The sequence below is a fragment of the Nocardia sp. NPDC001965 genome, from assembly GCF_053594175.1.
Genome location: NZ_JBSFDZ010000002.1, coordinates 199,703 through 211,616, shown reverse-complemented (window position 1 = coordinate 211,616; position 11,914 = coordinate 199,703). Strand labels below are relative to the sequence as shown.

The following is an 11,914-nucleotide window of genomic DNA, read 5'->3' as shown; positions in this document are numbered from 1 at the left end:
GCTCGTGGCGGTTTGTCCCGCGTCACATCGTCCTCAATCCACGGGTGCGCCGGGTGCGGTGCGCCGCGGGTCCGGGTGTCCACGGGGGCGTCCCACGGCCCGACAGGTCAGGAGCGACATGAGTACACAGTTGCGGCCCCGCGCCCGCGGGAACGTTCGCGCCATCGTCGGCGCGACGGTGGGGCATACGATCGAATTCTTCGACTTCACCGTCTACGGATTCCTCGCCGTCCACATCGGCGCGACCTTCTTCCCCTCCGCGGACCCGACCGCGGAGTTGCTGAGCAGCTTCGCCGTATTCGGGCTGGCGTTCTTCGCCCGGCCGATCGGCGGGATGGTCTTCGGTCCGCTGGCGGACCGGATCGGCCGCAAACGGGTGCTGGTGCTGGTGCTGACCGTGATGGCAGCCTGCTCCGTGGGTATCGGGGTACTACCCGGTTACGACAGCTGGGGTATCGCCGCGCCGATCGTGCTGGTCGTCCTGCGGACACTGCAGGGGTTCTCGGCCGGCGGTGAGTACGGCAGCGGTAGCGCTTTCCTGCTCGAATACGCGGGCAAGGGCCGTCGCGCGTTCGGAATCAGCTGGCTGACCTTCGGCACCACCGCCGGACTGATGCTCGGGATCACGGTGGTCACCGCGCTGACCGCGGTCCTCGGCGACGACGCCATGGCCGCGTGGGGCTGGCGGATCCCGTTCCTGCTCGCCGCGCCGCTCGCCGGTATCGCGCTGTATATCCGCGCGAAGCTGGAGGAGACCCCCGACTTCCAGGAAATGAGCGAACGCGACCAGCTCAGCACCTCACCCGCGCGCGATGTACTCTCCGGCGGCCGCCGGCTGGCGCTGATCGTCGGCATCGGTGCCATGCACGCCACCTGCTTCTACGCGGTGTTCACCTATATGCCCACCTATATCGGCACGGTCAACCACTTCGGTTCGACCTTCTCGCTGATCTCGACCATGATCGCCGGGGCCGCCACCATGGTCGCCCTGCCGCTGGTGGCCCGTATGTCCGACCGGGTCGGCCGCCGCCCGGTGCTGCTGTGCGGTTCGATCGGCTTCGCGATCGTGGTCTTCCCGGTCTTCTACGGGGTGACCCTCGGCAACGCGGCGCTCGCCCTGTTCGCGCAACTCGTGCTCGGTCTGCTGACCGCGACGTATCTGTCGGCCTCGGCCGCAGCCATGCCCGAGCTGTTCCCGACGGCCATCCGGTCGACCGGGGTCTCGATCGGGTTCAACATTCCCGCCGCCGTCTTCGGCGGCAGCGCCCCCTTCGTGGCGACCTTCCTCATCGCGCAGACGGACTGGATCCCGGCACCGTCGATGTATCTGCTGCTGACCGCGGTCTGCGGTGCGATCGCGGCGACGGTGTTGCGTCGTGACGATCTGCACGGCGAAGAGCCGGTTGCCGCAACGGATTCCGGCATCGGCGCTGCTCCGGGGCCGCATACCGCTCTGGTTCGATAACGGTCTGTCACTGTCCGGGGAACCGGGCACCACCACTGGAAGGTCAGCGATGAACACATCCCGGTCGAGCGAACTGACCCGTAACGCTGTCGCCGAGGTACGCACCTGGATCCTCAACGGAGAGATCGAACCGGGGGAGCGATTGCGCGAGGTCGATGTCGCGGCCCGGCTCGGGATGAGTCGTACTCCGGTACGGCAGGCGTTCCAGCTGCTCAGCGCCGAGGGGCTGCTCGACGCCCGGCCGGCCGGCGGATTCGAGGTGCCCCGCTGGTCCCAGGAGGAGATCGACGAGATCTACCAGCTGCGAGCGCTGCTGGAGTCGTTCGCGGCGCGACGGGCGGCGATGCGTTCGGAACAGTTGCCGATCGGGCAGCTCGCCGACCTCGCCGCCCGGATGACGCGGCTCGCCGCCGAGGACGAACCGGACCGGCATCTGCTCGGGGAGCTGAACTTCGAGTTCCACCAGCTGGTCTTCCACTCCTGCGGAAGCCCGCGGCTGGTCGCGGCGCTCACCGGGGTCACCCATGTACCGCTCATGCACCGGATCTTCTTCATCTACACCCGGGCCGAGATGGACAAGACACTGCAGGAACATCACCTACTCGTCGACGCGCTGAACGCGGGCGACCCGGACTGGGCGGCGAGCGTGCAGCACGCCCATATCCTCGCGGCCCGGTCGGTGCTGATGAACCGGCTCGCCCGCGCCGACTGACGCGATCCCCCGTTCCGAATCCGAACCGACCGTCCCGAACCCATTCGAGGAGAGCCATGACCATCGGCGCCGATATCGTTGCCGGACCCGGCGCGACGACCGAACCGGCCGGAGCCGCAGCACTCGGTCCGCAGCGGTTCCTCGCCGGGGCGGCGGCCCTCCCGGCTCCGCTCGTGGTCGGCGGCATGCTCCGCCACAGTGCCACGGTGACCACACTCGTCTCCCCGGCGAACCGGGCCGACCGTTACACCGTCGCGGTGGCCGACCGAAGTCTGGTCGCCGAGGCCGCCTCCTGCGCGGAGAACGCGCGATCGGAATGCGCACAGCTCGATCGGCATGCGCGGGCCGCTGTTCTCGAAACGATGGCCCACGCGGTCGCGGCCGACCGCGCGATACTCGCCCAGGTGATCACCCGGGAGGTCGGCAAGGCCGTCCGGGACTCGATCGGCGAGGTCGATCGCGCGGTCGCGACACTGCGTGCGGCCGCGCACGCCGCCGCCGGACTGACCGGTCGTGAGATACCGGTCGACGCGGTGCCCTCGGGACGCGGCCGCCGGGCCTACACCCGCTGGGAGCCGGTCGGAACGGTCACCGCGATCTGTGGTTTCAATTTCCCGTTCCTGCTCGCCGTGCACAAATTGTCCGCCGCGATCGCGGCCGGCTGCCCGGTACTGCTCAAACCCAGTGATGTCACACCGTTGTCGGCTCTGTCCCTGGCCGGATACGCTGTCGACGCGGGCTGGCCGCCGGCGGCGATCAGTGTGCTCAACGGGGACGCCGAGGTCGGGAAACTCCTGGTCGAACATCCCGACGTCCGGCTGGTTTCCTTCACCGGCAGTACCGCGGTCGGCCGGCAGATCGCCGCGGTGGCGGGTGCGCTGCTCAAACGGACCGTGCTCGAACTCGGCTCCAACACCGCGACCATCGTCGCCGCCGACGCCGATCTCGAACAGGCCGCGGCGCGCTGTGCGCAGGGTGCGATGGTGTCGTCCGGGCAATCCTGTATCTCGGTGCAGCGGGTGTTCGCCGACCGCTCCGTGGCCGCGGCTCTCGCCGACCGGATCGCCACCGCCGCAGCCGCTCTCACGGTCGGCGATCCCTACGACCCGGCGACCGAGGTGGGCACCGTGATCTCCGAACAGGCGGTCCGGCGGCTCGACGCGCTGATCCGCGATGCTCGCGACCGGGGCGCGGCCGTGCTGACCGGCGGGGTCCGCGACGGCATCGTGCACCCCACAGTGTTGCTCGACCCGTCGGCGGATGCCGAGATCAGCCGGGCGGAGGCATTCGGTCCGGTGGTCGCCGTGTACCCGGTCGACACGCTGGCCGAGGCGGTGGCGGCGGCGAATTCGCTGGACTTCGGCTTGATGACCGGACTGTTCACCGCTTCGCTGGATACCGCCGAATACCTCGCCGGTGCCCTGGAAGCCGGAGGTGTCCATGTGAACGATTGCGCCAATTATCGCGCCGACAACATGCCCTACGGAGGTATCAAGGGCAGCGGTTACGGAAAGGAGGGCCCGGAATCGGCCGTCCGGGAGATGTCGGTCGAGAAGGTCGTCACCTGGCATCGGTGACGGCCGCCAATGCTCGAGTTGTGAAAGTGGAAGTGTTGCAATGAATCGACAGAACCCCGTCGACGTCGTCCTGGTCGGTGCCGGTCTCGCCGGCGGGATCACCGCCGCCGAACTCGCCGCGGCCGGCCTGTCGGTGGTGTGCCTGGAGCAGGGCGACTGGCCCGACTACAGCAGAGCACGCGCCGATTTCGCCGATTTCGAGGTCACCGCGGATCGGCACTGGGCCCGGAACCCGAACACTCGCCGGGCCGAGGCCGACTATCCGGTCGACGACACCGATTCCGATATCAGCCCGCTGATGTGGAACGGCGTCGGCGGCGGGACAGTGCTGTATTCCGCCAAATGGCATCGGTTGACCCCCGGCGATTTCCGGGTCCGGTCACTCGACGGTGTCGCCGCCGACTGGCCGATCTCCTACGAGGAACTGGCGCCCTTCTACGTCGAAGCCGAACGGCAACTGGGCGTATCGGGGCTCGCCGGTGATCCCGCCTATCCGGCCGGGGAGGGGCCGCCCAATCCGCCGGTGCCGATCCGGGCCGCCGGCCGGCTCATGGCCGATACGCTCAACGACCTCGGCTGGCACTGGTGGCCCGGATCGAACGCGATCTCGACCACCGTCTATCGCGATCTGAAACCGTGCCGTCAGCACGGAACGTGTATGGCGGGCTGCCCAGAGGGCGCGAAGGCCTCCACCGATCTCACCCATTGGCCCGCGGCCCTGAGCCGCGGCGCGCAGCTGGTCACCGGCGCCCGCGCATCCCGCATCCTCACCGAGAACGGCCGCGCGACCGGTGTGGAGTACATCGACCGCGAGGGTCGTATCGACGCCGTGTTCGGGCACGCGGTGGTGTTGTGCGCCAACGGTCTCGGTACGCCCCGGCTCCTGCTCATGTCCGCCGACGCCGATCACCCCGACGGACTCGCGAACTCCTCCGGTCTGGTCGGCACCCATCTCATGATGCATCCGTTCGGCGCGGTGGCCGGGGTGTTCGAACAGGATCTCGGCACCACGGCCGGATCCTGGGGCCAGCAGATCTCGTCGATGCAGTTCTACGAGACCGACGAATCCCGCGGGTTCGTCCGCGGCGCCAAATGGGGTCTGCAACCCACCGGCGGGCCGCTCGGGATCACTCGCTCCTACCCGTGGTCGCAATCCGATGCCCCGATGTGGTTCGAGGATTTCCATACGACCCTGCGCAGCCGGCTCGGGCATACGCCGATGTGGAGCATTGTCGCCGAGGACCTGCCGATGGAATCCAACCGGGTCACTCTGTCCGCCACCATGTCCGATTCGGACGGATTGCCGGCACCGCGAATCGAATACCGCACCGACGACAATTCGCGGGCCATGCTCGAATGGCATGCGCAGCGGGCCGTCGAATCCTTCGAGGCGGCGGGCGCGGTGGAGACCATCGTCGGCCCGATGGTGAAGGAGAGCGGCTGGCATCTGATGGGAACCACTCGGATGGGTGATGATCCACGCACCTCGGTCACCGACCGGTACGGGCGCACCCACGATATCGACAACCTGTTCGTCTTCGATTCGAGCACCTGGGTGACCAGCGGCGGAGTGAACCCGGCCGCCACCCAGGCCGCGCTGGCCCTGTGGAGCAGCAGGCATCTCATCGAGACCAAGGGGCAGAAATGACGGTCACACCATCGGCCGCCGAACTCACCGACGACGATCGCGAAGCCGCCTATCTCCTGGGTGAGGAACTGATCCCGGCGCAGGACGGAGAACTGTCCGCCGACGAAGCGGGGGTCGCCGCGCGGTTCCTCGACGAGGTGCTCGCGCTGCGCCCGGATCTCGTCCCGGGATTCCGGGCGATCCTGCGGGAGTCCAGGGATCGCGATCCGCGCGAATTCTGCGAATCCCTCGCCGTCGCCGAACCCGGCCGGTTCCAGCTGCTGACTTTCGTGATCGCCGGCGCTTATCTGATGAGCCCACGGGTGCGCGCACGATTGGGGTATCACGGTCAGATCGGTGAACCCCAGGCGGGAGAACAGCAACGGGAGTACACCGAGGACGGACCGTTGCAGGTGGTCCGCGACCGCGGCCCCGTCTACCGGCCCACTCCGGCTGTGCGCCGGGATCCGGCTCAGCCGACGCGGTAGCCGCCGCTCGGGTCGGTGAAGCGTGCGCCGTCGAATCCGTTCAGCACCGCGGTCATCTCGGCCACCATGCGGTACATCGCCTCGACCGCGGTGTTCTCTTCGGCATCGTCGGACCAGGTATCAGTGTTCATTCGAAGTCGCAGCGCGCACGTTCTGCCCGGTTGGCGAAACGTAGCCGTCGAGCCGACTGCCGACCGCGCTGCTTCCTCCTTTCCGGTGATCGAATCGAGTTCCCGGCCCCTGGGGGCCGGGCGGGCGGATGTCAGCGAGTGGTGGCTGTCGGAGCCGGTGCGGCGGAGCGCTGGAGGTGGTGGCCGGTCCGGCGCTGGAAAGCATCGCCGGCGCGCAGGACCGCGGCCTCCGCGAAAAGGGCGCCGGAGATCGACATCGACAGCGGCGTGCCGTCGTCGGACAATCCGATCGGTACGGCGAGCGTCGGATTACCCAGCGGATTCCAGTACGGCGTGTGCAGTGAGGGCAGGACGCCGAGCGGGTCGAGCGGATCGAGGGCGGCCAGCGCGGGCGCGCCCAGGTGCCCGGTCGGGGTGACCACCAGATCCACGGTGCCGAGCAGTTCGGCCATCCGCTGCGCGGCGATCCGCCGGACCCGCTGGGCCTGAACGTAGTCCGGGCCACTGGTGGCCGCGCCACCGGCGAGGATGATGCGGGTCGCCCGGCCGTAATCGTTCCACCGAGTGCGCAGGGTGTCCCGATGGTAGGCGTGTGCCTCCGCGAGCATGACGACGATATCGACGGCGGTGAGTTCCGGATACATGGGCACCTCGACCGGTACGACGGTGGCGCCGGATTCCCGCAGGGCTTCGATCGCGGCCCGGAACAGCTCCGGTTGGGCGCGATCGATACCACCGGCCGCGTAGCGATCCAGATCGTCGACGCCGACGGTGACACCGCGCAGGTCACCGGTCAACGCCCCGGTGTAATCGGCGACGGGTGCGGGGGAGCTGTAGGGATCGGAGGTGTCGTGGCCCGCGATCGCGGCGAGGACCGCGGCACAATCGGCGGCACTGCGCGCCATCGGGCCGATATGGTCGAGGGTGTAACCCAGCGGCACCACACCGGATTTCGGGACCCGTCCGAAGGTCGGCTTCAGCCCGGTGATCCCGTTGTAGGCCGCCGGGATCCGGATACTGCCCGCGGTATCCGTGCCGATCGCGGCGCAGAACATCCCGGCGGCGACACCGCTACCCGAACCCGAACTCGAACCGCCGGCCCAGCGGGCCGGATCCCAGGCATTGCGCGGCACGGGGAACGGTTTGTCCGGGTCGGGGGCGCCGATGGCGAATTCCATGGTGGTCGTCTTACCGGTCACCACGGCACCCGCCTGTTCGAGCCGCCGCACGACCGTGCAGTCACCGACGGTGGCTGCCCACGCCGGGTCCAGCACCAGGCTCTGCGCTGTGGTGGGCCCGTGGGAACAGGCGAGAATATCCTTGACCCCCAGCGGAATTCCTTCGAGCGGGCCGATCGGCAGCCCCGCCTCGATCTTCGCGTCGGTGCGGGCCGCGGCCGCGCGGGCACGGTCGTCGAAACGTGTCAGATAGACCCCGAGCTCGGCATCGGCGGTGTCGGCGGCGGCGAGCGCCGACTCGACGAGTTCGGTCGCGGTGGTCTCACGGCGGCGCAGCGCGGCGGCCGCCTCGGTCAGCGTGGGCAATGCGGCCGGGACTGTGGTTGTCATCGGGTCCTCGTTCTGCGGTGGCGCGTTTTCCGGTGGTGCGAATTCGCGGGAACCGGCGGGTGGGTGATTCAACGCGGCAGTGAGCGGGTCATATCGATCCGTGGAATGCCGCCGATCTCGAGTTGGATCTCGCCCCGGCAGACCCCGAGTGCGTAATCCACGGCAGTGCCCGCGCTGTCGCGGATGGTCTGCTCGACCAGGAGCACGGGTTCGCCGGGCAGTACATGCAGGAGCGCGGCCGCGCAGTCGTCGGCCCGGGCGGCCTGCGCCCCCACATCACATCCGGTGATGTGGACACCTCCGGAATGCAGCAGCGCGTAGAAATCGTCACGGAAGGTCGCCTGATCGATACCGGCTGCCTCGGTGGCCCGCAGATAGTTGGTGAAGACGGCGAGCGGCCGGTCGTCGACCAGCAGGACGTATTCGATACACAGGCAGTCCGCGCCGACGTCCACATCGCCGAGGTGCGCGGCGATGACCGGCGGCGCCGGTGTCCACGCCCAGTGCAGCAGTCGTGGCGAGATCCGGCCCAGCGCCAGATGCTCCTCCAGCGACCGGCCCGCCGGCGGAATCGAGCCCGCCACCACATATTCCTCCCGGATGGGCACCGTCCCCAGCCCGCGCCGGCGTTCGATCAGACCGTCGCGGCGCAGCAGATCCAGCGCCGCCCGGACCACGTCACGGGAGACCCGGTGCCGGGTCATCAGTTCCGATTCGCCGGGCAACCGGCCCGCGCCGAACGCACCCGACCGCAGTTCGGCGCGCAGTAGGTCGCGCAGGCGCCGGGCGGTGAGCTGGGCCGAGGTGGGCAGCAGGCGCCGGACCTGTTCATCGAAGACCGACCGGCCGGGTGCCGAGTCACCGGGGGAGAGGCGTTCGGAATGTTCCGCGGTGGGATGCATGGTCGTAGCGTGCGACGAGAGCCGGTTACGCGACAAGGACCGGAGGTAAACCTGTGGTTACGCCCCGGCGGACGGGGCCGGCGCGCCTTCTACCTGCTGTTTCGTTCGGGGATCGGTGGGTTGTGCGGTGGTGGAGGAGCGAGTGTGCCGGGTGGCGCGGGGCGCGGGGCGCAGTTACGCGGACCTGCGGCACCCGGCCGAGTCCGATCGCGAGCAGACCGGACCTAAAGAACTGGCGATACGTAGATATGCGCATCAAACAATGTTCGCGACGACTCCTGCCGGAGCGCGGCGGCGCAGTCACGTCAAACGATCTCGGGAGAGGGGTGGACGGACGGGAGGTCCGCGAGTACGCGGGTCACGGTCTCGGCCATGCGGGCACGGAACATCTCGGGGCCGAACGATTCCGCGTGGGCGCGGATCCGGAGCGGATCGAGGTCGGTGGTGGAGTGGTCGCGCAGCGCCGCCGCGAAACCGTCGACGACCTCGTCGTCGACGCCGACCGCGATATGGGCGCCGCTGAGACCGGGTACCACGGTGTCCAGCGATCCGCCCGCACCGACAGCCAGGACCGGTGTTCCACAGGCCATCGCTTCCACCGGAACGATCCCGAAATCCTCCACTCCGGGCATCAGCAGGGCCCGGCAGCGCCGGTACATCTCGACCAGCACCTCATCCGGCGCGGCGCCCAGGAACGTGGTCTCCGGACCCGCGAGCGCTTCGAGCCGGCGCCGGTACCGCCCGTCACCGACCACCACCAGGCGCGCCCCGGCGCGTTGCGCGGCGCGGATGGCAAGGTCGGGGCGCTTGTAGGGGACCAGGCGGCCGGCGAACAGCAGAAAATCCTCGCGCGGCACCGTCGGATCGGTGGCGAAGCGATCCAGGCGAACCGGGGGATTGACGACGGTGGCGGGCAGGCCCCACCAGCTCCGGACCCGGTCGGCCACCGCGTGCGAATTCGCGATCACCGCCGTGAGGTGCGGTGCCGCGGCGGTTTCGGTGCGGCGGGCCAGACCGCCGAGAGCGGCCAGGGCCGCGCGTCCGGCGCGGCTGTCCGCTTCCTGCGCCCGGAAGGCGGGATCCCAGGCCCAGCGGGCGGGACTGTGCACGTATGCGATCACCGGGGCATCGGTGGCGAAGACCGCCTGCGTGGCGAAAGCGTGATGGCTGACCACCACCGCGTCGAATTCACCGCGCAGCGGCAGGCGGCGCAGCGCCCGGGGGACCAGCGGCAGCAGCGGCGCGTGCGAACGCCGGCCGGTCGCGGCGTAAGCGCGGGACAGCCAGGTGCCGGATACGGTGTCCCAGGGTGGGTGGGCGATCGCCGGCGCGGCGGCGGCATCGACGATCGGCGCGAAAACCCGCGCCTGCGGCCAGGTGCGGGCCAATTCCCCGACAACCGCTTCCGACCCGCCGTATTCGGTGAATCGCTCGTGCACGATGGCCACCCGCGGGCGCCGCGCCGTGGATCCGCCGCCTGCCGTCGGCGGGACCTCGGTGGTCCGGGGTCCGGGGTCGTGAGCCGGTGCGGTCACCGCACTACCTCCTCGGTGAGACGCCGGGGCGCCGCGCGGGCGCGCAGAGCGGGAGCCACGGGCCGTCCGTCGAGCAGACCCGCGACCGATCCCTGTTCGAGGGCGCGCCGGTAGACCACCGCGGCATCGCGGCAGGCCTCGACGGTGTGGTCGATATCCCGGTCGGTATGGGCGGCCGAGGTGACGAACGACTGTCCGAGAACCCCGCGGCGCAGGAGTTCTTGAAGGAACAAGGTGCGGAACTCCTGGGAGGGGTTGCCGTCCGGGTCCAGCGTGTGGAACATCAGGCACGACGGGCGACCCGCGACGCGGAGGTGTTCGCCGATACCGAGCTCGGCGGTGATCCGTTCGATCCCGGCCCGCAGCCGCCGACCGGCGTGTTCCATCCGGCCCACCGGATCGGTGGTGGCATAGGCGCGCACCACGGCCCGGAAGGCCGCCAGCGCACCGGTTTCCGGGCCGTGCGTGGTGGACAGCAGGAAGACTCGGGCAGCATCGGTCCGCAGGCCTCCCAGTTCGAGGTATTCGCGGCGCCCGGCCAGGGCGGCGATCGGGAAACCGTTGCCCATGGCCTTGCCCCAGCACGACAGGTCGGGGACCACACCGTATACCTGCTGCGCGCCGCCGGCCGCCCACCGGAATCCGGTGATCATCTCATCGAACACCAGCAGGGTCCCGTAGCGGTCGCACAGGGCGCGGACGCCCGCCAGGTAGCCGGGCGGGGGTTCGTGCAGGGCGGTCGCGGCTTCCATGACCACGCAGGCGATCTCCCGTCCGGCCAGCAGGTGCTCCAGGGCCGGAAGATCGCCGTAGGGGAAGGAGACGGTCGGCTGCCGGGGGATACCGGCCGACATCGCGGTCGTCCCGATGAACCAGTCGTCGACCGAGAAGAACGGCTGCGCGCAGACGGCTGTCGTGACCCGCCCGGTCACCGCGCGCGCCAGGCGTACGGCGGCGGTGGTGGTATCGGAACCGTTCTTCGCGAATTTCACCATCTCCGCGCCCGGTACCAGGTCCAGGAAATCCTCGGCGGCCGCGAGCTCGAGCACGGTGGGCCGGGAGAAGTTCACCCCGTCGGCGATGGCCGCCGCGACCGCGTCGACGACCGGACGGTACCCGTGCCCGAGGGTGACCGATCGCAGGCCCATCCCGTATTCGACGAATTCGTTGCCGTCGCAATCGGTGACCCGGCAGCCGTGACCGCGGACCAGGACCGGGGCCATCCGCTCCGGGTACTGGTCGGACCCGCGGGCGTAGGTGTGCGCGCCGCCGGGCACCAGCTCGTGCAACCGAGCCTGGGCGCGGTCGCTGCGGCCGAAATCGGTGATCACACTCGCTCCTTCCCGGCTCAGCAGCCGGACTCGGTGAAGGCCTTCAGATATCCGGCGCTCTGCCGCACATACATCCAGGCCCGGAACACCGGATCGGTTCGGCTCGGGCTGGCGACCATGGTGATCTCGCCGTCGAAGCAGCGGCCGACGATATAGCGGGCCCGGGAGACGTGCGGGGTGAAGGTGACGACGATGATGTGCCGCCAGCCCTCGGCCGCCGCCAACCGGCGTATCTCCTGTGCCTCACCACGGGTGGTCCACGGGCGGGGTTCGAAACAGGTCACGCGGAACGGGAACGGGCTGTGGCAGTAGCGGTCCATCCGTGGATCGTCGAGCCCGGTCGACGCCGAGATCAGCAGCTCCGGTGCCCAGTGCCGCCGGGCCAGTTCCAGTCCGATATCGAACCGTTCGTACGGCGTGCCGCCGAGCACCACGATGGCGTCCGCCGGCCGCAACGGATCCACCTGGGGCCGGACGAACACCGGCCATCCGGCCACGGCCGCGAGAACGAGCAGGACGAGCGCGGCACCGGCGGCCTGCCACGGCCGCCGATGCGCGGCGGCGGAATACGTGGTCAT

Annotated in this window: 11 protein-coding genes; 5 read left to right on the top strand and 6 right to left on the bottom strand. The window is 69.6% G+C overall.

The window, feature by feature from the left end; all coding sequences use genetic code 11:
- Positions 1-118: 118 nt before the first annotated feature.
- Genes ACWCPQ_RS04840 through ACWCPQ_RS04820 form a run of 5 tightly spaced genes read left to right on the top strand, consistent with a single transcriptional unit; the run spans position 119 to position 5,869 of the window.
- Positions 119-1,465: an MFS transporter gene (locus ACWCPQ_RS04840; RefSeq protein WP_449894793.1), complete on the top strand. Its 1,347-nt coding sequence runs from the start codon at positions 119-121 to the stop codon at positions 1,463-1,465.
- 49 nt (positions 1,466-1,514) lie between these two features.
- Positions 1,515-2,177 carry a GntR family transcriptional regulator gene (locus ACWCPQ_RS04835; protein ID WP_449894791.1) on the top strand — a complete coding sequence of 221 codons (663 nt, stop codon included), beginning with the start codon at positions 1,515-1,517 and terminating at the stop codon, positions 2,175-2,177.
- A gap of 56 nt (positions 2,178-2,233) precedes the next feature.
- Positions 2,234-3,754, top strand: coding sequence for an aldehyde dehydrogenase family protein (locus ACWCPQ_RS04830; RefSeq protein WP_449894788.1), 1,521 nt, complete (start codon positions 2,234-2,236; stop codon positions 3,752-3,754).
- 40 nt (positions 3,755-3,794) lie between these two features.
- Positions 3,795-5,402, top strand: a complete 1,608-nt coding sequence (locus tag ACWCPQ_RS04825) for a GMC family oxidoreductase (protein WP_449894785.1) — start codon at positions 3,795-3,797, stop codon at positions 5,400-5,402.
- A complete protein-coding gene (locus ACWCPQ_RS04820) occupies positions 5,399-5,869 on the top strand; it encodes a hypothetical protein (protein WP_449894782.1) in 471 nt (156 codons plus the stop codon). The genes ACWCPQ_RS04825 and ACWCPQ_RS04820 overlap by 4 nt, the downstream gene beginning before the upstream one ends.
- Here the strand turns inward: ACWCPQ_RS04820 and ACWCPQ_RS04815 are convergent.
- The 6 genes from ACWCPQ_RS04815 to ACWCPQ_RS04790 form a co-directional block, all read right to left on the bottom strand.
- Entirely contained in the window at positions 5,854-6,000 is a 147-nt protein-coding gene (locus ACWCPQ_RS04815; protein ID WP_449894780.1) for a hypothetical protein, read from the bottom strand. The genes ACWCPQ_RS04820 and ACWCPQ_RS04815 overlap by 16 nt on opposite strands.
- A gap of 131 nt (positions 6,001-6,131) precedes the next feature.
- A complete protein-coding gene (locus tag ACWCPQ_RS04810) occupies positions 6,132-7,568 on the bottom strand; it encodes an amidase (protein WP_449894778.1) in 1,437 nt (478 codons plus the stop codon).
- Positions 7,569-7,636: 68 nt separating this feature from the next.
- On the bottom strand, positions 7,637-8,470 hold the full coding sequence (locus ACWCPQ_RS04805; protein ID WP_449894776.1) for a GntR family transcriptional regulator: 834 nt from the start codon (positions 8,468-8,470) through the stop codon (positions 7,637-7,639).
- 305 nt (positions 8,471-8,775) lie between these two features.
- On the bottom strand, positions 8,776-9,918 hold the full coding sequence (locus tag ACWCPQ_RS04800) for a glycosyltransferase (protein ID WP_449895523.1): 1,143 nt from the start codon (positions 9,916-9,918) through the stop codon (positions 8,776-8,778).
- A gap of 83 nt (positions 9,919-10,001) precedes the next feature.
- Positions 10,002-11,333, bottom strand: a complete 1,332-nt coding sequence (locus tag ACWCPQ_RS04795) for a glutamate-1-semialdehyde 2,1-aminomutase (RefSeq protein ID WP_449895521.1) — start codon at positions 11,331-11,333, stop codon at positions 10,002-10,004.
- Between the two features lie 20 nt (positions 11,334-11,353).
- Positions 11,354-11,914: a YdcF family protein gene (locus tag ACWCPQ_RS04790; RefSeq protein ID WP_449894774.1), complete on the bottom strand. Its 561-nt coding sequence runs from the start codon at positions 11,912-11,914 to the stop codon at positions 11,354-11,356.

Bases quoted from the DNA above. Each gene is read 5' to 3' on its own strand.
- ACWCPQ_RS04815 (WP_449894780.1), bottom strand. From the start codon at position 6,000: ATGAACACTGATACCTGGTCCGACGATGCCGAAGAGAACACCGCGGTC.
- ACWCPQ_RS04830 (WP_449894788.1), top strand. From the start codon at position 2,234: ATGACCATCGGCGCCGATATCGTTGCCGGACCCGGCGCGACGACCGAA.
- ACWCPQ_RS04805 (WP_449894776.1), bottom strand. From the start codon at position 8,470: ATGCATCCCACCGCGGAACATTCCGAACGCCTCTCCCCCGGTGACTCG.
- ACWCPQ_RS04835 (WP_449894791.1), top strand. From the start codon at position 1,515: ATGAACACATCCCGGTCGAGCGAACTGACCCGTAACGCTGTCGCCGAG.
- ACWCPQ_RS04840 (WP_449894793.1), top strand. From the start codon at position 119: ATGAGTACACAGTTGCGGCCCCGCGCCCGCGGGAACGTTCGCGCCATC.
- ACWCPQ_RS04810 (WP_449894778.1), bottom strand. From the start codon at position 7,568: ATGACAACCACAGTCCCGGCCGCATTGCCCACGCTGACCGAGGCGGCC.
- ACWCPQ_RS04790 (WP_449894774.1), bottom strand. From the start codon at position 11,914: ATGACCACGTATTCCGCCGCCGCGCATCGGCGGCCGTGGCAGGCCGCC.
- ACWCPQ_RS04820 (WP_449894782.1), top strand. From the start codon at position 5,399: ATGACGGTCACACCATCGGCCGCCGAACTCACCGACGACGATCGCGAA.
- ACWCPQ_RS04825 (WP_449894785.1), top strand. From the start codon at position 3,795: ATGAATCGACAGAACCCCGTCGACGTCGTCCTGGTCGGTGCCGGTCTC.